The 19657-nt window shown below is 70.9% G+C and carries 16 protein-coding genes; 4 read left to right on the top strand and 12 right to left on the bottom strand.

Translation table 11 applies throughout. The features are described 5' to 3' along the window. Genes JAV51_RS11845 through JAV51_RS11830 form a run of 4 tightly spaced genes read right to left on the bottom strand, consistent with a single transcriptional unit; the run spans position 1 to position 4862 of the window. The gene (locus tag JAV51_RS11845) at positions 1 to 1047 is read right to left on the bottom strand and encodes an XdhC family protein (RefSeq protein WP_197320741.1); all 1047 of its coding nucleotides are present in this window, start codon (positions 1045 to 1047) and stop codon (positions 1 to 3) included. Next, on the bottom strand, positions 1044 to 3431 hold the full coding sequence (locus JAV51_RS11840; protein ID WP_197320740.1) for an aerobic carbon-monoxide dehydrogenase large subunit: 2388 nt from the start codon (positions 3429 to 3431) through the stop codon (positions 1044 to 1046). The genes JAV51_RS11845 and JAV51_RS11840 overlap by 4 nt, the downstream gene beginning before the upstream one ends. Beyond that, a complete protein-coding gene (locus JAV51_RS11835; RefSeq protein WP_197320739.1) occupies positions 3428 to 3976 on the bottom strand; it encodes a (2Fe-2S)-binding protein in 549 nt (182 codons plus the stop codon). The genes JAV51_RS11840 and JAV51_RS11835 overlap by 4 nt, the downstream gene beginning before the upstream one ends. Before the next feature lies 1 nt (position 3977). Next, positions 3978 to 4862, bottom strand: a complete 885-nt coding sequence (locus JAV51_RS11830; RefSeq protein WP_197320738.1) for a xanthine dehydrogenase family protein subunit M — start codon at positions 4860 to 4862, stop codon at positions 3978 to 3980. A gap of 109 nt (positions 4863 to 4971) precedes the next feature. Between JAV51_RS11830 and JAV51_RS11825 the strand changes: the two genes are divergently transcribed. Beyond that, positions 4972 to 5910 (top strand): LysR family transcriptional regulator, encoded by a 939-nt coding sequence (locus JAV51_RS11825; RefSeq protein ID WP_197320776.1) that lies wholly within the window; start codon positions 4972 to 4974, stop codon positions 5908 to 5910. Between the two features lie 4 nt (positions 5911 to 5914). Here JAV51_RS11825 and JAV51_RS11820 read toward each other — a convergent pair whose 3' ends face one another. The 4 genes from JAV51_RS11820 to JAV51_RS11805 form a co-directional block, all read right to left on the bottom strand. Continuing rightward, on the bottom strand, positions 5915 to 6550 hold the full coding sequence (locus JAV51_RS11820; RefSeq protein WP_197320737.1) for a GyrI-like domain-containing protein: 636 nt from the start codon (positions 6548 to 6550) through the stop codon (positions 5915 to 5917). 146 nt (positions 6551 to 6696) lie between these two features. Then, positions 6697 to 7158 carry a hypothetical protein gene (locus JAV51_RS11815; RefSeq protein WP_197320736.1) on the bottom strand — a complete coding sequence of 154 codons (462 nt, stop codon included), beginning with the start codon at positions 7156 to 7158 and terminating at the stop codon, positions 6697 to 6699. A gap of 93 nt (positions 7159 to 7251) precedes the next feature. Next, positions 7252 to 7719: a hypothetical protein gene (locus JAV51_RS11810; protein WP_197320735.1), complete on the bottom strand. Its 468-nt coding sequence runs from the start codon at positions 7717 to 7719 to the stop codon at positions 7252 to 7254. A 69-nt stretch (positions 7720 to 7788) separates the two neighbouring features. Next, positions 7789 to 9012 (bottom strand): NADP-dependent isocitrate dehydrogenase, encoded by a 1224-nt coding sequence (locus JAV51_RS11805; protein ID WP_197320734.1) that lies wholly within the window; start codon positions 9010 to 9012, stop codon positions 7789 to 7791. Between the two features lie 246 nt (positions 9013 to 9258). Between JAV51_RS11805 and JAV51_RS11800 the strand changes: the two genes are divergently transcribed. Both JAV51_RS11800 and JAV51_RS11795 read left to right on the top strand, forming a co-directional pair. Next, a complete protein-coding gene (locus JAV51_RS11800; protein ID WP_197320733.1) occupies positions 9259 to 9447 on the top strand; it encodes a DUF1918 domain-containing protein in 189 nt (62 codons plus the stop codon). Between the two features lie 360 nt (positions 9448 to 9807). Beyond that, on the top strand, positions 9808 to 11106 hold the full coding sequence (locus JAV51_RS11795) for an MFS transporter (protein ID WP_197320732.1): 1299 nt from the start codon (positions 9808 to 9810) through the stop codon (positions 11104 to 11106). Positions 11107 to 11226: 120 nt separating this feature from the next. Here JAV51_RS11795 and JAV51_RS11790 read toward each other — a convergent pair whose 3' ends face one another. Genes JAV51_RS11790 through JAV51_RS11780 form a run of 3 tightly spaced genes read right to left on the bottom strand, consistent with a single transcriptional unit; the run spans position 11227 to position 13417 of the window. Then, positions 11227 to 11535: a DUF3017 domain-containing protein gene (locus JAV51_RS11790; RefSeq protein WP_197320731.1), complete on the bottom strand. Its 309-nt coding sequence runs from the start codon at positions 11533 to 11535 to the stop codon at positions 11227 to 11229. Beyond that, positions 11532 to 12386 carry a bifunctional methylenetetrahydrofolate dehydrogenase/methenyltetrahydrofolate cyclohydrolase gene (locus tag JAV51_RS11785; RefSeq protein ID WP_197320730.1) on the bottom strand — a complete coding sequence of 285 codons (855 nt, stop codon included), beginning with the start codon at positions 12384 to 12386 and terminating at the stop codon, positions 11532 to 11534. Before JAV51_RS11785 ends, JAV51_RS11790 begins: the two co-directional genes overlap by 4 nt. Further along, on the bottom strand, positions 12383 to 13417 hold the full coding sequence (locus tag JAV51_RS11780) for a DMT family transporter (RefSeq protein WP_197320729.1): 1035 nt from the start codon (positions 13415 to 13417) through the stop codon (positions 12383 to 12385). The genes JAV51_RS11785 and JAV51_RS11780 overlap by 4 nt, the downstream gene beginning before the upstream one ends. A gap of 158 nt (positions 13418 to 13575) precedes the next feature. On the opposite strand from JAV51_RS11780, the gene JAV51_RS11775 reads away from it, so the two are divergent. Further along, positions 13576 to 16254 carry a glycohydrolase toxin TNT-related protein gene (locus JAV51_RS11775; protein WP_197320728.1) on the top strand — a complete coding sequence of 893 codons (2679 nt, stop codon included), beginning with the start codon at positions 13576 to 13578 and terminating at the stop codon, positions 16252 to 16254. Positions 16255 to 16271: 17 nt separating this feature from the next. Here the strand turns inward: JAV51_RS11775 and JAV51_RS11770 are convergent, their stop codons facing one another. Then, on the bottom strand, positions 16272 to 19643 hold the full coding sequence (locus JAV51_RS11770) for an error-prone DNA polymerase (RefSeq protein ID WP_197320727.1): 3372 nt from the start codon (positions 19641 to 19643) through the stop codon (positions 16272 to 16274). Positions 19644 to 19657: the final 14 nt, after the last annotated feature.

Here is a 19657-nt window from a genome sequence, read left to right as displayed (position 1 = left end):
TCACGGAGCGTGAGTTTCGCTGGTCGAGACGTAGCGTGTCGGGTCGGCGCGGAACCGGTCGGCGCAGCCGGTGCAGCAGAAGTGGTACCGGCGACCGCCGTGGTCCGCCCTCGGTGTCACGGGGCTGACGGCGACCGTCATGCCGCACACGGGGTCGACGGCCTCGACGATCTCACCCGCTGCGGGCGTCCCCGGCACGCGAGCGAGTCCCGACCCCGGGGTGTGGTCGCGCAGGTCGACGGTGCTCGGCGCTTCCGTTTCCCGGAACTCAGCTCCGAGTCCCGGCCGCCGCATGTGCGTCGCGATCAGCTCCGCGTACACGGACACGGCGATCTCGTGCGGGGTGCGGGCACCGATGTCGAGGCCGGCGGGGGTGTGCACGCGGTCGGCGGCGGGCTCGGAGAGCGCGGACAACACGGCACGCCCTCGTCGCGGGCTGGCGATCAGACCGACGTACGGCACGCCCGCCCGCAACGCCGCCGTCAGCACGCGCTCCTCGTCCCCGCCGTGGGAGGCGACCACCACGGCCTCCACCTCGGCCTCCAGCTCGGCCTCCAGCTCGGCCTCCAGCTCGGCCTCCAGCTCGCCCTCGCGGACGTCGTAGCCCAGGACCTCGCCGACCTCCCGCAGCGCCCTCGCGATGGGCGAGTCGCCGAACACCTCGACCAGCGGGGCGGGCAACTGCGGTTCCAGGAACACCTCCACGGCGCCTCCGGACAGACACGGGTTCGCCACGGTGACCGTGTCCTCGACGTCCCCGGCCTGAGAGTCACCGGGATCCCCGACGCGCTCGGCGTCCGGCGTGATCCGCAGGACGAGAGGGCGTCCGCTCGCAAGGACCTTCAACCCGTGGAGGCGCACCGTCGACTCGGCGCACACGCCGCCGACGAACCCCTCCACCGTCCCGTCGGCGAGCACGAGCGCCCGATCCCCCGGCCTCGCGCTCGTGGGACGACGGGCCCGCACCACCGTCGCCTGCACGAACGGCACCCGCCGCGCCCGCAGCTCCTCGACGTGCGCGGCGAACGCCCGGGGCCCGCCGCTCATGTGATCGCCAGATCCGTCCGCAGGGGCCGCCCCTGCATGGCCCGCCACACCACGGCGGGCGTCATCGGCATGTCGAGGTGGCGCACGCCGTACGGGGCGAGGGCGTCGACGACGGCGTTCACCACGGCGGCGGGCGAGCCCACGGTCGCCGACTCCCCGACTCCCTTCGCGCCGATCGGGTGGTGCGGCGACGGCGTCACCGTCTCGCCGAGCCGCCACGACGGGCACTCCATCGTGGTCGGCAGCAGGTAGTCCATGAACGATCCGCCGAGGTGGTTGCCGTCCTCGTCGAAGGCCATGACCTGCATGAGCGCCATCCCGATTCCGTCGGCGAGTCCACCGTGGATCTGCCCTTCGACGATCATCGGGTTGATGCGCACCCCGCAGTCGTCCACGGCCACGAAGTCGCGGACCCGCACCTGGGCGGTGTCGGGGTCGACGTCCACCACGCACACGTACGCGCCGAACGGATACGTGAGGTTGGGTGGGTTGTAGACGGTCTCGGCGTCGAGGTGTCCCTCCACGCCCTCGGGGAGGTCGAGGTCGGAGTGCGCGGCCATCGCGATGTCGGCGATCGTCGCGCCCGACGTGGGATCGCCGGTGACGAAGAACCGCCCCTTCTCCCACTCCAGATCACCCGGGTCGACCTCCAGCATCGCCGAGGCCACCAGCCGTGCTCGCTCACGCACCTTGCGTGCCACGACGGCCGCCGCGGCCCCGGACACGGGGGTCGAGCGGGAACCGTAGGTGCCGAGCCCGTACGGCGTCTGGTCGGTGTCGCCGTGCACGACGTCGATGTCGTCGGGAGGGATGCCCAGCTCCTCGGCCACGATCTGGGCGAACGTCGTCTCGTGTCCCTGCCCCTGGGTCTGCACCGACAACCGCAGCACGGCCTTGCCGGTCGGGTGGATGCGCAGCTCGGCTCCGTCGGCCATGCCCAGACCGAGGATGTCCATGTGCTTGCGCGGCCCGGCGCCGACGGCCTCGGTGAAGAAGCTGACGCCGATGCCCATCAGCTCCCCTCGCTGCCGCCGCTGCCACTGCTCCTCACGCAGGTCGTCGTAGTGGGCCGCCTCCAGTGCCGTGCGCAGCGTGCGCGGGTAGTCGCCGGAGTCGTACTCCCACCCCGTGGCGCTGCGATACGGGAACTGCTCGGGTCGCAACAGGTTGCGCATGCGGAGCTCGGCCGGGTCGGCGTTCACCTCGCGCGCGAGCACGTCCACGAGCCGTTCGACGAGGTAGACAGCCTCGGTGATGCGGAACGAACAGGCGTAGGCGACGCCGCCCGGCGCCTTGTTGGTGTAGACGCCGGTGACCTGGCAGTGCGCGGCCCGGAGGTCGTAGGACCCGGTGAACACGCCGAAGAACCCGGCGGGGAACTTGCTGGGCTGGGCGGTGCCGTTGAACGCGCCGTGGTCGGCCAGCACCTTCACCCGCAGGCCGAGGATCCTGCCGTCGCGGGTCGCCGCGATCTCGCCGTGCATGTGGTAGTCGCGGGCGAACGACGTGCTCATGAGGTTCTCGGAGCGGTCCTCCACCCACTTGACGGGCTTGCCGGTGACGATCGAGCCCACCACCGCGCACACGTAGCCCGGGTAGATGCCGACCTTGTTGCCGAAACCGCCGCCGATGTCGGGGGAGATCACGCGGATCTTGTGCTCCGGCAGGCCCGCCACCAGCGCATACAGGGTGCGGTGCGCGTGCGGGGCCTGCGTGGTGGTCCACACGGTGAGCTTCCCGGTCACCGGGTCCATGTCGGCCACGGCACCGCACGTCTCCATCGGCGCGGGATGCACGCGCGGATACAGCATGTCCTGCGACACCACCACATCGGCGTTCGCGAACACAGCGTCGGTGGCGGCGGCGTCGCCGGTCTCCCAGTCGAAGATGCGGTTGTCGGTGCGGCCCTCGACGTCGTCGCGGATCACGGGGGCGTCGGCGTCGAGCGCGCGGGTGGCGTCGACGACCGGCGGCAGCGGCTCGTACTCGACGTCGATGAGCTCCAACGCGTCGCGCGCCGCGTACCGGTCCTCGGCCACCACGAACGCGACCTCCTGCCCTTGGAAGCGCACCTTGTCGGTGGCGAGCACCGCCTGCACGTCGTGGGACAGCGTGGGCATCCAGGCGAGGTCGAGGCCGTCGAGGGTGCGTCCGGTGATCACGGCACGCACCTTCGGGTGCGCCTGGGCGGCGCTGGTGTCGAGGGAGACGATGCGCGCGTGCGCGTGGGGGCTGCGCAGCACGGCGCCGTGCAGCATCCCGGGCAGCGTGATGTCGTCGACGTAGCGGCCGTGGCCGCGCAGGAAGCGCTCGTCCTCCTTGCGCGGCATGCTGCCGTAGCCGACGGGGGTGCCGCGCTGGGTGGGAACGTCCGCGGTGGTCATGCCTGCACCTCCGAGTCCGACCGGGTTCGTGGGGCGGCCGTGTCGGCCCGCTGGTCGGGGATCGCGTCGGAGACGGCGTTCGCGGCGGCCTCGTGTTCGGCCGCCCACCGCACCGAACGCACGATGTTCTCGTAGCCCGTACAGCGGCAGAGCTGGCCGGACAACGCCTCGCGGATCTCCTCCTCCGACGGCGTCGGGTTGCGGTCGAGCAGCCACCGGGCGGTCAGCATCATGCCCGGCGTGCAGAAACCGCACTGGAGGCCGTGTTCGGCGCGGAACCCCTGCTGCACCGGGTCGAGCCCGTCGGAGGTCTCCAGCCCCTCGACGGTGCGGATCTCGTGCCGGTCGGCCATCACCGCGAGCACGGTGCAGGACTTCACGGGCACGCCGTCCATGAGCACGACGCACGCCCCGCAGTTCGAGGTGTCGCATCCCCAGTGCGTGCCGGTGAGCCCCAACTCGTCGCGGAGGAAGTGCACCAGCAGCAGGCGGGGCTCCACGGTGCGCGTGTAGGGCTGGCCGTTGACGGTGACGGTGATCTCCATGTCACGACTCCTGGTGGTTGCCGTGGCCTCGCCAGCGGGCGGCGGCGGTGCGCAGCACGCGGGTGGTGAGCGTGGCGGCGAGATGGCGCTTGTAGTCGACGGGGCCGCGCTGGTCGGCGACCGGGGAGCAGTGTTCGGCGGCGATGGTGCCCGCTTCCGCGAACCGCTCGTCGGTGGCGGGGCCGCCGACGAGGTACTCCTCCGCTTCCGGCGCACCGAACGACGGCGCACCGACGGCGGTCAACCCGATGCCCGCCCAGGCGACGTGCCCGTCGTCGAGCCGCAACGCCGCTCCCGCCGACGCCACGGCCCAGTCGCCCGAGCGACGCTCCACCTTCGCGTACGCCGACGCGGACGACCGGATCGGCACGCGCACGCCCACCAGTAGTTCACCGTCGTCGAGCGCCGTGGAGTACGGGCCGGTGAAGAACTGCCGCACGGGGACCGCACGATCGCCGTCCCGCCCCCGGATCAGCGCGATCGCGTCGAGGGCGACGAACACGGCGGCGAGGTCTTCCGACGGGTCGGCCTGACACAACGAGCCGCCCACCGTGCCCCGGTTGCGGACGGCCGGGTCGGCGATGACCCGCTCGGCGTCGTGGAGGATCGGGAAGTGCTCCCCGATCGCGGGTGAGTCGAGCAGCTCCGCGTGCCGGACCAGGGCCCCGATCGTCACCGAGTCGCGATCGACCCCGATGCGGGCCAGCTCGGGCACGTCGTTGATGTCGATCAGGGTCTCCGGCTGGGCGAGCCGCAACTTCATCATGGGGAGCAGCGAGTGCCCTCCCGCCACCACCATGCTGTCGTCGCCGTAGGCGTCGAGCAGTGCGAGCGCGTGCTCGACGCTCGTGGCCTTCTCGTACTGGAACTGCGCGGGCACCTGCATACCGCCAGGCTCGGCCCGTGCGGGCGGGGTGGCAATGCCGCGATAAGCGGCCCCTTATCGCCGCGAGAGGTAGCCTCGAACCGTGTCCGGCGTCACCCGACCAGGGCGCATGACACTCGGTCAGCTCAGCGCCTTCGTCCTCGTGGCACGGCTGGGCTCGGTGACCGGCGCCGCCCGCGCGCTCGGGGTCAGCGAACCCGCGGTGTCGCAGGCGCTCGCGGCCCTGCGACAGCATCACGGCGACCGACTTCTGGTGCGCACGGCGCAGGGCATGACGCTCACCCCGGCCGGACGACGACTGCTGCCGATCGCCTCACGCATGGTGGAGCTGGGCGTCGACGCCGACGCGGCGGTGCGGCAGGCGAACGGCGCACCGGAACCCCTGCGCGTGGCGGTGACGAGCATCGTCGCCGAATTCGTCGCCGGCCCGCTGTTGGAGGCGTTCGGCACCCGCTGCGGCGACACGGTCGACGTGTCGTCGGGGCTCGCCACGACCGAGCAGACGGGAGTGCTGGTGAGTCACCGGCTCGCCGACGCCGCGCTGGGACCGGCGTTGCCGGACGGCGAGCTGGACAGTGTCCCCGTGTTCCGATGCTCGCTCGTGGCGGTCGGTCCGCCGGACGACCGGCCGCAGGGCGATCCGGCGAGCTGGCGGTGGTCGGTGGGTCCGTCGGGCGCGGACCCCGACAGCGATGTGGCGCGGTTGCTGCGGCGACTGCGGGTCCCGGACAGGCGCATCCAGGTGTATCCGAACGAGACCAGCGCGTGGTCGGCCGCCGCGGGCGGGGCCGGGGTGTCGGTGGCCGTGGAACACCTCGTGGCGCCGCTGTTGCGCAGGCGGGAGCTCGCCGTGCTGCCCACGTCCGCCACTCCGGCGCCCGTGTGCTGGCACGTCACGACCCCGGCCCGGCAGCGCTGCTCGGCCGCCGCCGCGTCCCTGCGCTACTTCCTCGGCACGCCCGCCGCCATGCAGCTCATGCGCTCGCCCGAAGGTGGCGTGCCGCCGTCGCGGTTCCGCCCGCCCGTGCACGTGACCATCTGGTCGTGACGACTCACGATACGGGGGCGACCGGCTGCCGCAGGATCGTGCGCAGCTTCTCGGGCGCGACCTTGCGCGCGTCGCTGAGGTAGATCTCGTGGTGCTTGCCGGTGGGGCGAAGACCGTTGTCGGGCAGGAACTCGTCGTGCAGGCGGGCCAGCACGTCGGCCTCGTCGTCGTAGGGGCCGACGTGCAACGTCTGCACGCACCGCCCCTCCGACAACGTCGCCAAGCGCACCTCGGACAGCCGCCGGGGCGGCTCCTTGGCCGGCTCGGCTGCGATCGCTTCGACCGCGTCGGCGACCATCGCCTCGTCGATCCAATCGGGCACCATGATCATGAGCGTCCAGTCCCACCTCGACTTGTCCCGCGCGCTCGTGAACGCGGACATGTCGTCGGCCCACCACAGTCCTTCCAGCGGCATGACGACGTAGTCACGCCCGGCGCGTTTGCTCGCGAACTTCAGTCGGTAGGCCAGCGGGTAGAGCGCCTCGATCGCCTCGACGTAGGCGGGCTCGGTGTTGGGGTCGCCGTGCCCGTCGATCATCAGGTAACGCAGGTCGGGCACGTCGACGACGCGGAATCGGCCCCTCGGGGCGCGGTAGCAGTCGAGTTCCCGTTTGAAGTCGATCTTCTCGCTGGTGGTCATCGGCGACTCCCGGACGTCGGTGGGCGCCCTCACGCCCCTCGCCCCTATGGTCCGGCGACGGGTGACAGAGCGCGCAGTCTCGCGTCTCGGCACGTCTCGCGCAGCCGATCCCGACGTGGCACCGATCCGGTACCGCCGTTGCGGGCTCAGTCGTCCTCCGTCACCCGCTCGCTCAGCACCGCCACAAGCCGGTCGGCGTCCGGCGCCCCGACGACGAACGAACGTCCCTCGGTGGCGTGCACCTTCGCCGCCGGTCCCGCGGCGAACACGAAAGCCGCCTCGCCTGCGCCGAGCGACCGGTAACCGAACCCGCCGAAGTCCATGGGAGCGGCCCGAGTCAGCTCCGCCGACGTGATCTCCGCCAGCGGAAGCCGCTTACGGAACCACGGCCCGACAGCGAGCGTGAGCGCGTGGTCGTCCACCGTGATGCGCCCCCGCGCGCCCACGAGAGGCAGCGTCATCAGGACTGCGGCGGTCGGGATGAGCTTGGCCCACAGCGGCCCTTCCTGCAGCCAGGCGAACACTGCTCCGACGAGACAGGCCACGAAAAGGACGAACAGCAGGCGGTCCAACCACCGCGGCGGCGCAACCGTGGTCTCGTAGTGCATTCCGCACCCCCAGGTGTGTCATGTCAGGACGAGCGTTCCTCCAGTCAACCACCGTTCCGCCGGAGTTGATCGAGTGCGAAACCTCCGCGAGACCTACGCGCCCTCCGTCGTCCGCTCGCTCAGCACCGCCACGAGCCGGTCGGCGTCCGGGGCCGCGACGACGAACGTCCGCCCGTCACACAACACCACCTTCGCGGCGGGCCCGGCGACGAAGACGAAACCCACCTCGCCACCGCCGAGCGGCCGGTAGCCGTAGCCACCGAAGTCGTTCATCGGATCGGTCGTGGTGAGCGTCGCCGAGACGACGTCCGCCAGCGGGACGCGTTTGCGGAACAGCGGCACGACGGCCAACGTGAGCACGTCGTCGTCCACCGTGACCCGGCCGTGCATCGTGAGCAGCGGCCACATCGCCAGGAGCACGGCCGTGGCGAGGAGCTTCCCCCACAACGGTCCGTCGGCCACCAGCCACACCGCCGCCACCGTCACCACGCACAGGACGACGACGGCGAACATGAGCCGGGTCTGCCACCGGGGCAGGCTCAGCGTGGTGTCGTATCGCATGGGACCCCCGAAGACGCGTCGAGGCCCCGACCGACCAGTCGGGGCCTCGACGTCACGGACTCGGCCGCGTCAGCCCTGGGCGATCTTCTCGGCCAGGTTGCGGTCCAGCGTCGCGAGGAACTCCTCGGTGGTCTGGTACGGCGTGTCGCCGCCGACCAGCAGCGCGAGGTCCTTGGTCATCTTGCCGCTCTCGACGGTCTCGATGACGACCTTCTCCAACGTGTTCGCGAAGCCGATCAGCTCGGCGTTGTTGTCCAGCTTGCCGCGGTGCTCCAAGCCGCGCGTCCACGCGAAGATCGACGCGATCGGGTTGGTGGAGGTGGGCTTGCCCTGCTGGTGCTGGCGGTAGTGGCGGGTCACCGTGCCGTGCGCGGCCTCCGCCTCCACCGTGCGACCGTCCGGCGTACGCAGCACCGAGGTCATCAGCCCCAGCGAGCCGAAGCCCTGCGCCACGGTGTCGGACTGCACGTCACCGTCGTAGTTCTTGCAGGCCCACACGTAGCCGCCCTCCCACTTGAGGGAAGCCGCCACCATGTCGTCGATGAGCCGGTGCTCGTAGGTCAGGCCCTTGGCCTCGAAGTCGGCCTTGAACTCCTTCTCGTAGATCTCGGCGAAGGTGTCCTTGAACATGCCGTCGTAGGCCTTGAGGATGGTGTTCTTCGTCGACATGTACACCGGCATGCCGCGGTCGAGGCCGTACTGCAGCGACGCGCGCGCGAAGTCCTCGATCGACTTGCGGTAGTTGTACATGCCCATGGCCACGCCGCCGCCCTCGGGGAACTTCGCGACCTCCAGCTCCATGGGCTCGGAGCCGTCCTCGGGCGTGTAGGTGATGGTCACGGTGCCGGGGCCGGGGACCTTGAAGTCGCTGGCCTTGTACTGGTCACCGTGCGCGTGACGGCCGATGATGATCGGCTTGGTCCAGCCGGGTACGAGCCGCGGGACGTTCGAAATAATGATCGGCTCGCGGAACACGACACCGCCGAGGATGTTGCGGATGGTGCCGTTCGGGCTCCGCCACATCTTCTTCAGGCCGAACTCCTCGACCCGGGCCTCGTCGGGGGTGATGGTGGCGCACTTGACGCCGACACCGTGCTTTTTGATCGCGTTCGCCGCGTCGACCGTGATCTGGTCGTCCGTGCGGTCCCGCTCCTCGATGCCGAGGTCGTAGTACTCGAGGTTGATGTCGAGGTACGGGTGGATGAGCTTGTCCTTGATGAACTTCCAGATGATGCGGGTCATCTCATCGCCGTCGAGTTCGACAACGGTGCCCTCGACCTTGATCTTGGCCATGAGCGGGGACGCTCCTCTCGCGGGTCTTCGCGGTTCGTCGACTTAGCGGTACAAGCGTACTGGTAGACGTGCACCACATCACCGCGCACCGTGGTTACCCAGCGGTAATTTCGGATTTCTGAAGGGGTTTCTCCCCGAGGCTAACCGTCGGCACCCCCACACCGGGGGCCGCGGTGGTCGTCCCCGTCGCCGACTCGCCACCCACGCGACGCGCCCCTACCCTCGAAGATGCGGAGGTGGTAGTCGATGCAGGCATCAGTGGGAGACAGGATCCTCGTACACGGGCGGACGGTCGGCGCCGCCGAGCAGATGGGTGAGATCGTCGAAGTGCGCGGGGAACACGGGGAACCGCCGTACGTCGTGCGGTTTCCCGACGGACACGAGTCACTGATGTTCCCCGGCCCCGACTGCGAGGTCGTGGCCCACGCCGAGTGACCACCGCTGCCGACGGCCCGACGACCGAACCTCGAACCCCTCGGACTGCGATCCGAGGGGTTTTTCCTGCGCCGCCCCACGCCCGCGTCTTCTGCACGTGAGCTGCAGAAAACCGCGAATGCCGCACTCAAACCCGTCCGTGCGCAGCGTCACTCTTATGCGGGATGACAGGCGGCCGTCATCTCGTTGAAACTGGACGTCGGACAGATCCGGCGACGATGAAGTCAGGGGCCTTCTCAGGCGAGCCCCAGCGAGCCTGACCCCGCCGGGTCTTTTCTTTCGTCGTAGTTCTTGATCGATCCAGTATCGATACGCGCTCGTCCCGTACCGACCTCTGTCTCCAATCCCGAAGGGAGCCCCGTGCCCATCGCGCTGCTCGCGCTCGCGATCGGTGCCTTCGGCATCGGTACCACCGAATTCGTCATGATGGGTGTGCTACCCGAGATCGCGAACGACCTCGGCATCTCCATCCCCACCGCAGGCAACTTCATCACCGCGTACGCCCTGGGCGTCGTGGTCGGCGCACCGCTGCTCACCGCCGTCGCCGTACGGCTGTCCCGCAAAACGATGCTGCTGGCCATGATGGGCGTGTTCACCGTCAGCAACGCCCTGTTCGCCTTCGCCCCGAACCCCGAGACGGGCATGCTGTTCCGATTCCTCGCCGGCCTCCCCCACGGCGCGTTCTTCGGAGCAGGAGCCGTCGTCGCGGCCTCCCTCGCCGGCCCCAAGCGCAGGGCCAAGGCCGTGTCGATGATGTTCCTCGGCCTGACCCTGGCCAACGTGGTCGGTGTGCCCACGGGCACCCTCCTCAGCCAGCAGGTCGGCTGGAGGGCCACCTTCGGTGTCGTGGCCCTGATCGGCGTCGTGGCCCTCGCCGCGATCGCCAAGCTGGTCCCCCACCAGCGTCAGACCACCAACACCTCCCTGCGCGGCGAGCTGGGCGCGTTCCGCAAGCCCCAGGTGTGGTTCGCGCTGGCCATCGTCACCTTCGGCCTCGGCGGCGGGTTCGCCAGCCTGAGCTACGTGTCCCCCGTGCTCACGGACGTGTCGGGCTACGACGCCACCAGCGTCACGCTGCTGCTGTCGCTGGCGGGCCTCGGCATGACCGTCGGCAACGTGCTCGGCGGCCGCCTCGCCGACCGGTTCCCCCTGCCCGGCCTCTACGGCGCGATGACCGCCCTCGCGGTCGTGCTCCTGGCGTTCACCGTCACCGCGGACAGCAAGATCGGCGCCGCCGTCACGCTGTTCCTCGTCGGCATGACCTCGTTCATGGTCGGCCCGATGATGCAGGCCCGGATCATGGAGAAGGCCGGTGGCGCGCAGTCGATGGTGTCCGCGGCCGTGCAGTCGGCGTTCAACATCGCCAACTCGATCGGCGCCTACCTCGGCGGCCTCGCCATCGCCGGTGGCTTCGGCCTCGTGTCCCCGAACATCGTGGGCGCCATGCTCGCCGTCGTCGGCCTCACGCTGACCATCGCGTCGAGCGTGTACGACCGCAAGCGGACCCCCGCCCCCGCACCCGCGGTCGAGCTCGACGTCACGAGCGGCGGCGAGACCCACGCGGTCGAGGCCGACGCCGAGGTCGACGCCGACGTCGAGGACACCGGCAGCGAGCCCGCGCTCCCCGCGCAGACCCGACCCGAACCCGTCACGGCGTGAGGCCCCCGACCACGTCGTGAACCGCCCGCCAAGGGGCGTTTCGGCCATCCCCCCGTCATGGCCGAGACGCCCCTTGTGGCGTGTCCGGGGCCGGGAAGTACCTCGCCGGGCGGCTCGCGCTCAGCGCAGTGGGCCGCCGGTGATGGTGAGCGCCACGAAGAGGATCACCAGCCCCAGTCCCGCGTAACTCAGCACGTCGACCGTGCGCGTGCGGATCGTCAGCAACGCCAGGTTGCGGTGGGCGAGCGCCGCTCGCAGCACCGCCGCCACCAGCAGCGCTCCACCGATCAGCACCGCACCCTCGCGCCAGTGGTACATCGCGATGCGCAGCAACCCGAACGCGACGAGCGCCAACACCACGGCGAACGGCACGTACTCCAGTGCCGTGCTCGCCTTGCGGGGCTTGCGGGTCTCCACGGCGGTGCTCACGACCGGGCGGCCTGCTCGGCGGCCTCGACGACGTTGGACACCAACATCGCCCGCGTCATCGGACCGACCCCGCCGGGGTTGGGGGCGACGAAGCCCGCGACCTCCTCGACCCCGGGTGCCACGTCCCCGGTGAGCACGCCGTCGACCCTGGAGACACCCACGTCGAGCACGGCGGCGCCGGGCTTGACCATGTCCGGCGTGATCAGCCCCGGCGATCCGGCCGCCGCGATCACGACGTCCGCGCGCCGGACCTCGGCCGCGAGGTCACGGGTGCCCGTGTGGCACAACGTCACCGTGGCGTTCACGTCGCGGTTGGTCAGCAACAGACCCATCGTGCGGCCGACCGTGATGCCCCGGCCGACGACGGTCACCTGCGCGCCTCGCAGCGGCACCTCGTAGCGGCGCAACAGCTCCACGATGCCCAGCGGCGTGCAGGGCAGGAAGCCGGGCTCGTTCAGCACGAGCCTGCCCAGACTCAGCGGCGCGAGTCCGTCGACGTCCTTGGCCGGGTCGACGCGGTCGAGCACCGCGCCCGAGTCGAGGTGCTTCGGCAGCGGGAGCTGCACGATGTAGCCGCTGCACGCGGGGTCGGCGTTGAGGTCGTCGACGACGGCGTGCAGCTCGTCCTGGGTGACGTCGGCGGGCAGGTCTCGCCGGATCGAGTTGATTCCCACCTTCGCGCAGTCCGCGTGCTTCATCTTCACGTACGCGTGCGAGCCGGGATCGTCCCCGACGAGCACGGTCGCCAGCCCGGGCGTGCGCCCCTGCTCGGTGAGAGCGGACACCCTCGGTGCCAGCTCCGCGAAGATCGCGTCCTTGGTGGCCCTGCCGTCGAGAATCGTCGCCGTCACGAGCTCGATTCTTCCAAAGGTCTCCCGCCGCCACGTCGACCGCCCACGGAGGCGACCACCACGGCGACGAACGCGACCCCGCACCCGAGCAACGTCGTGGCCCGGACGACGCCCTCGACGGCCGGCACCGTCAGGTCGAGCACCACCGACCCGAGCAACTGCCCCGCCACCGAGGCGAGCCCGAACAACAACACGCCCGTCCACGAGACGAGCACCGAGGCCACCGCGATGAACACGACCCCGACCACACCGCCGAGGTAGAGCACCGGTTCGGTCGGCAGCGTGCTGGGCAGGCCCCGCGCGGACGTCACCAGGGTCAGGCCCCAGGCCAGCACCAACGCCGTGGTCCCTGCCGTGAAGTTCACCAGCGTCGCCGTGAGTGGGCTGCCTGCCGCCACCCCCACCCGGCCGTTGAACGCCTGCTGCACCGCCATGCCCACACCCGCGGCGAGCGGCAACACCAGAGCCCACACGCGCTCGGCGTCGGCGTCGAGGAGATCCCCGCCCACGGCCACCCCCACGGCCCCGACCATCAGCACCGCACCCACGACCCGGGGCCACGTGATCACCCGGACTCCCGCGGGTCCCAACCCGAGCCGGTCGACGGCGAGGCTGCTCACCGTCTGCCCGGCCACGACACCGACCGTGAACATGGCGACGCCGATCAACGTCACCGACACCGACTGCCCCAGCACGTACGTCGCGCCCGCGAGCCCACCCAGGAAGTGCCACGGCCGGAGCGCGCGAGCACGCAGCGCCGACCGCACCCGGCCGATCCCGGTGCGCATCCTCGCCGACACCGCGAGCGTGACGAGCAGAAGCAACAGCCCACTGCCGAAGGAGATCACCGCGGCGAGGATCGGATCACCCAGCCGTCCGCCGAGTTCACCGTTGATCCGGCTCTGCGCCGCCATCCCGACGCCTGCGACGACCGCAATCGGCAGGCCCAGCAACTCACGACGCCTGCCACTCGATCGGAACGAGACGTCCGTGGGGTCACCCGTCGTCGAACGGGCACGTTCGGTAGCCATTGCGCCCCATTGTTGGTCGCTGTCTCATACCAAGGTTGCTTCGTTCCGGTGAAATGTGGCGCTCCGCACTCGGCGAACCGACGGAAGGACCGTAGATTGCCGGGCGTACCGCGACGATGTGCACATGTGCCGTGCATCCGCGGCGTTCATTGGCCAAGATGTTGGGCGTGGCTCTACCGACCCAGCTGAACGCAACCGAGCAGGACACCCTGGTCAAGCAGATAGGCCTTTCCTTGCTACGGGCTGCCCCGCGCGACTGGCACCGAGTGACCGTCGAGTATCGCGCCGTGGGGAGGTACCACGAACTCACGGGTGAAGTCGGCCTCGCCGACGGAACCACCCAGGAGTGGGTCGCCACTCACGACATCGCCAGCCTCTTCGGCAGGCTGCGCGCAGGCATGTACCGCGAGGGACGCGGCACCTGGTTCAACGCCCGCTACCAGCTCGACCACCCGTCCAGCTACAACCTCGAGTACGACCGGGAAGAGCCCACCTGGGATCTGGCCCCGCCGCCCCAGGCCTACGCCGACGAGCTGCGCATGTTCCCTCGTTCCGAGGACAACGTGCCCGACTGGCTCATGCGCAGGATGGCGGGCCTCGGCCCCGAACGTCCCGGCCCGCGGTTCCGGATGGCCCGGATCTTCGACGGTCCGGGCGCGGACGGCAGGCCCACCGTGAACCGGCCCGAGCTGGACGTCGAGGAGCAGGACAGGGTGCTCGACTACCTCGACGGCGCCCCCGTCGTGGTGCCGGGCCGCGGCTACGACCTCGACCGCTTGGCCGCGAACCCCGAGAGCACCGTGCCGATCGCCTTCCACAGCGATGGCACCTGGATCTGGCCCGCGGCCGTCAACTACTACCTGCGCGAGTACGGCATCCCGCCGGAGCCCGAGCTCGTGCAGCACATCCGCTCGAACGGGTTCAGCATCCCCGACGTACCCGATCCGGTGCGCCAGGCCGCGGCCACACACGTGTCGCGTGGGGCCCCGCCGCCCCAGCAACAGCAGCGGCCCACGCCGCCTCCGCCGCCCGAGCGCGAGGAAGCCGCCGAGCAGGACCACGCCCCCGCCGCGCAGGCGCAGCAGCGCCGGGAGCCGCCCCAGCCGTACGACGCCGAACCGCCCGAGACGGACGCCGAGCAGACCCAGCTCGCGGCTCCCGTCCGCGCGCCGCATCCGGACTTCGACGGGCACGACTCCGGGGAGTCCCCCGACTTCCAGGAGAGCGACGCCGAGCGCACCCGCATCGCGGCACCTCCGCGGTTCGACGAGGGCCCCGCGTCCGAGGACGGCCGCTACGACGACGAACAGCGCTACGACGAGCAGCACTACGACGAGGGCGACTACGCCGAGCAGCCGTACGAGCAGCAGCACTACGAGCGCGAGTACGAGCAGGACTACGAGCAGCCTCGGCGCGGCCAGGAACGCTACGAGGGTCACCCCGCCGAGCAGGACTACGAGCGACGCGGCCAGGAGCGCTACCCCGAGAGTCACCCGGCCGACGAGCAGGATTACGAGGACGACGCCTACCACGAGGGCCACGACCAGCACTACGACCGCCAGTACGAGGACCAGCAGTACGACGAGTCGTACGAGGACCACGACGGCTACGACGAGCGCGAGCACGATCGCGCGGCGGAACACCCGGCCGACGCCGCGACCACGTTCACGCCCGCTGCAGCTCTCGACGACGACCCGCCGACCACGATCACCCCGGCTGCGACCGTGCCGCCGGCTCAGTCGGCTCAGCAGGCTCCGCCTCCTCCTCCCGCCCCGCCTGCGCAGCCCAGGCCCGGTGCGCCCGAGCCCGAGCGGGAACGCCGTGCGCCCGAGCCGATCGCCCAGCAGCGCGCCGACGAGCAGCCGCCCACCGGCCCCGCCTATGACGAGGGACCGCCCACGGAGTACTCGCCGGGTCCGCTCGTCTACGACGAGCCGGTGCTGGAGGACCTCCACGAACGGCTCGGTGAGCTGGGCGTGCCCGCCACCGCCTACCGCATCGGCGAGCCCGCCGATCGGGGTTGGGCGTTGGAGGAAGCCGCCGAGGGCTGGCGGGTCGGCTGGTACGACGACAAGCAGTTGACCAGCCCGGCCGTGTTCGGCGACGTCGAGGACGCGGCGGCGTTCATGCTCGGCAAGCTCCTGCTCGCCCCGGAGGGCGTGGCCCAGGAAGCGCGTCCGCGCCCCGAGACCGCGGCGCCGGCCCCGCAGCCCGCTCCGCAGCCGGAACGGCAGGGACCCCAGCGGATCACCGCGACTCTGCCCCCCGACGTGGCCACCGGCGCTCGCCCACCGGCGCCCGCCGAGCCGCACGGCGAGCCGCGCATGCCCGCCCCGCCCCGCGAGGAACCGCGTCGGCAACCAGCGCCCCCGGCTCCCCCGGCGCAGGGCGGACCGACTCCGCCCGCACCCCCGGCCTCCGCTCCCGCGTCCCGGGAGCCGAGCTCGTCGGGCTCGTCGAACGGCCAGGGCGGCAAGGGCCAGCAGTGGCCGATCCAGCCGCTGCCCGGTGAGCCGCCCCTCACGCTCTTCCGTGGCAAGGAGATGCGGGAACTGCCGGTGGGCAGCGAACTCGACCGGTTCGGCGGCCCCAACGGCAACCTGACCTACGCGGCGGGGACGCCCTTCGAGGAGCGCTCGCTCGTGCCGGAGTGGGTCAACCGGCCCTACCACGTGTACCGCGTGCAGCGACCGATCCGGGCGCTCGCGGGTGTCGCCATCCCCTGGTTCAACCAGCCCGGCGGTGGCGCCGCCTACCTGCTGCCCGCGTCCGTGGAGGACCTGCTGGCCGACGGCGACCTCATCGAGCTGGAGCCCAGCGACCCGCCGGTGGACTGAGGTGCACGCCGACGACGTCACTGGAAGTTCCGGGACGTCGTCGGCACCGCCAGGGAAAGTCGCTGCAGCCGATCGGCCCGCAGACTCACGACTCCGTCGGCGCGTTCCACCACACCGCGCACCAACAGAGCCGGACTGGCTCGTGCCACCCGGTGGTAGCGCTGCCAGAGTCCGGCCGAGCAGACGACGTTGACCATGCCGGTCTCGTCCTCCAGGTTGAGGAACGTGATGCCGCCCGCCGTCCCCGGCCGCTGGCGGTGGGTCACCGCGCCTCCCACCAGGACCCTGGTGCCGCTGTCGATCCGTTGCAGGCTCTCCGCGGACACCGCCCCGAGCGCGTCGAGCCGGTCCCGGACGAACTCGGTCGGGTAGCTGTCCGGGGACAACCCGGTGGCCCACACATCGGCGACGGCGACGTCGAGCGCGTCCATCCCCGGCAACGCGGGAGCCGACACGCCGGGATTACCAGGGAGTTTCTCCGGCCGTTCCTGCGCCACCGCGCCCGCCGCCCACAGTGCCGCGCGTCGATCGGGGCCGCACGAGGCGAACGCGCCCGCCGTGGCCAGAGCCTCCACCTGCGGCGTGGTCAACCGAACTCGGCGGGCCAGGTCGGTCATGTCGCGGAACGGCCCGTGCCGTCGCCGTTCCGCCACCAGTTCCTCCGCCGGGCCGTCGCCGAGAGACCGGACCGACGCCAGCCCGAGCCGCACGGCATGTCCCTCCCCGCGCGGCTCCAAGGTGGTGTGGGCCAGGCTCGCGTTCACGTCCGGGCCGAGGACCCTCACGCCGTGCCTGCGGGCGTCGGCCACCAACGACTGCGGCGAGTAGAAGCCCATCGGCTGCGCCCGCAGCAGTCCCGCCAGGAACGCGTCGGGGTGGTAGCGCTTGAAGTAGGCGCTCGCGAACACCAGGTAGGCGAAGCTCAGCGCGTGGCTCTCGGGGAAGCCGTAGCTCGCGAACGCCTTCATCTTCCGGAAGATGCGTTCGGCCAGCTCGTGGTCCACGCCGTTGCGGGCGGCGCCCTCGTAGAAGCGTCGTCGCAACCGCTCCATCTTCCGGCTCGACCGCTTCGACCCCATCGCGTGCCGCAGTTCGTCGGCCTCGGCCGCCGTGAAGTCGGCGACGTCGATCGCGATCTGCATGAGCTGTTCCTGGAACAGCGGCACCCCGAGTGTCTTGTCGAGCGCGTTCTTCAGCAGCGGATGGTCGTGTTCCCAGGACTCCTTGCCGGTGTAGCGGCGGATGTACGGGTGCACCGACCCGCCCTGGATCGGCCCGGGCCGGATCAACGCCACCTCGACGGCGAGGTCGTAGAACGTCTTCGGCGCGAGCCGGGGCAGAGTGGCCAACTGCGCCCGGCTCTCCACCTGGAACACGCCGATCGCGTCGGCCTTGCGCAACATGGCGTAGACCTCGTCGTCCTCCAGATCCAGGTCGGCGAGGTCGATGCGCTCGCCCTTGTACTCGGCCACGAGGTCCACCATGTAGTGCAACGCGGACAGCATCCCCAGGCCGAGCAGGTCGAACTTCACCAACCCGATCGACGCGCAGTCGTCCTTCTCCCACTGCAACACGCTGCGGCCCGGCATCCTGGCCCACTCCACCGGACACACCTCGCTCACCGGGCGGTCGCAGATCACCATGCCCCCGGAGTGGATGCCGAGGTGCCGGGGAAAGTCCTCCAACGCCGCCGCGAGTTCAAGCACGTTCTCGGGAACGTCGTGCTCCGTGGGGCTGTGCACGTGCCGCAACGGACCCCACCGGTCGATCTGTTTGCTCCAGGCGTCCTGCTGTCCGGGTGAGTGGCCGAGCGCGCGCGCCGCGTCCCGCACGGCCGAGCGGGCTCGGTACGTGATCACGTTGGCCACCTGGGCGGTACGCAGCCTGCCGTGCTTGGCGTAGACGTACTGGATGACCTTCTCGCGCTGGTCGGACTCGATGTCCAGGTCGATGTCCGGGTAGCCGTCCCGGTCCGGCGCGAGGAATCGCTCGAACAACAGCTTCCACCGCACCGGGTCGACCTTCGTGATGCCCAGCGCGTAACAGACGGCGGAGTTCGCCGCCGAGCCTCGCCCCTGGCACAGGATGTCGTTGCGGCGGCAGAACCGGACGATGTCCCACACGATCAGGAAGTAACCGGGGAACCCGAGTTTTTCGATCACGTCGAGTTCGTGTTCCAACTGCCGGTAGGCCTCCGGGTTGCGTTCGCGCGGACCGTACCGTTCCGCCGCGCCCTCGAACGTGCAGGTCCGCAGGAAGCTCGCCTCGTCGTGCCCGTCGGGCACGTCGAACGGCGGCAGATCCGGGGCGACGAGATGGAGTTCGAAGGCGCACTGCGTGCCGAGCAGCGCAGCCCGCTGGACCGCTCCCGGGTATCGCGCGAACCGGCGCGCCATCTCCGCACCCGACCGCAGGTGAGCCGTGGGACCGGACGGCAACCAACCCTCCAGTTCGTCGAGCCCACGCCGGGCGCGGATGGCAGCCAGGCTCTGGGCGAGATACCCGCGTTGCGGCGTGGCGTAGTGCACCACGTTGGTGGCCACGGTCGGCAGTCCGAACTCGGCGGCGAGTCCCGCCAGGACGTCGTTGTGGGCGCTGTCCTCCGGTTGCCCGTGGTCGATCAGCTCGACGTACACGTCGTCGCGGCCGAACCGGTCGACGAGTCCCCGCAGCCGTTCCGCGGCCGCGGCGGGACCGCCGTCGACCAGCGCCCGGCGCACCGCCCCCTTCCGGCATCCGGTGAGCACCACACAGCGGCCCGCGACCTCCTCGGCCACGGCGTCCAGGTCGTACACCGGGCGGCCCTTCTCCGCGCTGCCCTTCGCCCGGGACCGGCCGACTCCTGTGACGTCGGCGGCGTCGAGATCACCTCCGGCGAGCTGGCCGGACGTCACCGCACGGCACAGACTCGCGTACCCGTCCTGTCCCTTCGCCAGCAGCAGCAGGTGCTCTCCCTCGGGGTCGGCCACACCGTTCTGCGGCGCGGACAACCCGAGGCTGAGTTCGGTGCCGAACACCGTGCGCATCCCCACCTCGCGCGCGGCCTCGGCGAACCGCGCCACGCCGTACATGCCGTCGTGATCGGTGAGGGCGACGGCGTCGAGTCCCAACCGGGCGGCCTCCTCCACGAGTTCCTCGGGATGGCTCGCGCCGTCGAGGAAACTGAAGTTCGAGTGACAGTGCAGTTCCGCGTACGGCACCCGGGTCGCCGCCCCGGTGTCGTCGGAGCCGCGCACCGTCGTCAGCTCGACGGGACGCACGTACTCCTGTCTGCGCCGGGTCCACGCGGGACTGTCGCTGCCGTCGCCGAGCCGGTCCGACGGTTCGATGCGCCCGGACAGCGCGCGTTCCAACTCCCGCCACGGCACCGGCGGGTTGTTCCAGCCCATCTCCTACCGCGTCC

The organism is Saccharomonospora sp. NB11, from assembly GCF_015910535.1.
GTDB lineage: Bacteria > Actinomycetota > Actinomycetes > Mycobacteriales > Pseudonocardiaceae > Saccharomonospora.
The sequence above is the reverse complement of the archived record's forward strand: the minus strand, read 5'-3'. Positions and strand labels throughout refer to the sequence as shown.

Coding starts and splice junctions, on each gene's coding strand:
- JAV51_RS11845 (WP_197320741.1), bottom strand. CDS start 1,047: ATGAGCGGCGGGCCCCGGGCGTTCGCCGCGCACGTCGAGGAGCTGCGG.
- JAV51_RS11840 (WP_197320740.1), bottom strand. CDS start 3,431: ATGACCACCGCGGACGTTCCCACCCAGCGCGGCACCCCCGTCGGCTAC.
- JAV51_RS11835 (WP_197320739.1), bottom strand. CDS start 3,976: ATGGAGATCACCGTCACCGTCAACGGCCAGCCCTACACGCGCACCGTG.
- JAV51_RS11830 (WP_197320738.1), bottom strand. CDS start 4,862: ATGCAGGTGCCCGCGCAGTTCCAGTACGAGAAGGCCACGAGCGTCGAG.
- JAV51_RS11825 (WP_197320776.1), top strand. CDS start 4,972: ATGACACTCGGTCAGCTCAGCGCCTTCGTCCTCGTGGCACGGCTGGGC.
- JAV51_RS11820 (WP_197320737.1), bottom strand. CDS start 6,550: ATGACCACCAGCGAGAAGATCGACTTCAAACGGGAACTCGACTGCTAC.
- JAV51_RS11815 (WP_197320736.1), bottom strand. CDS start 7,158: ATGCACTACGAGACCACGGTTGCGCCGCCGCGGTGGTTGGACCGCCTG.
- JAV51_RS11810 (WP_197320735.1), bottom strand. CDS start 7,719: ATGCGATACGACACCACGCTGAGCCTGCCCCGGTGGCAGACCCGGCTC.
- JAV51_RS11805 (WP_197320734.1), bottom strand. CDS start 9,012: ATGGCCAAGATCAAGGTCGAGGGCACCGTTGTCGAACTCGACGGCGAT.
- JAV51_RS11800 (WP_197320733.1), top strand. CDS start 9,259: ATGCAGGCATCAGTGGGAGACAGGATCCTCGTACACGGGCGGACGGTC.
- JAV51_RS11780 (WP_197320729.1), bottom strand. CDS start 13,417: ATGGCTACCGAACGTGCCCGTTCGACGACGGGTGACCCCACGGACGTC.
- JAV51_RS11775 (WP_197320728.1), top strand. CDS start 13,576: ATGTTGGGCGTGGCTCTACCGACCCAGCTGAACGCAACCGAGCAGGAC.
- JAV51_RS11770 (WP_197320727.1), bottom strand. CDS start 19,643: ATGGGCTGGAACAACCCGCCGGTGCCGTGGCGGGAGTTGGAACGCGCG.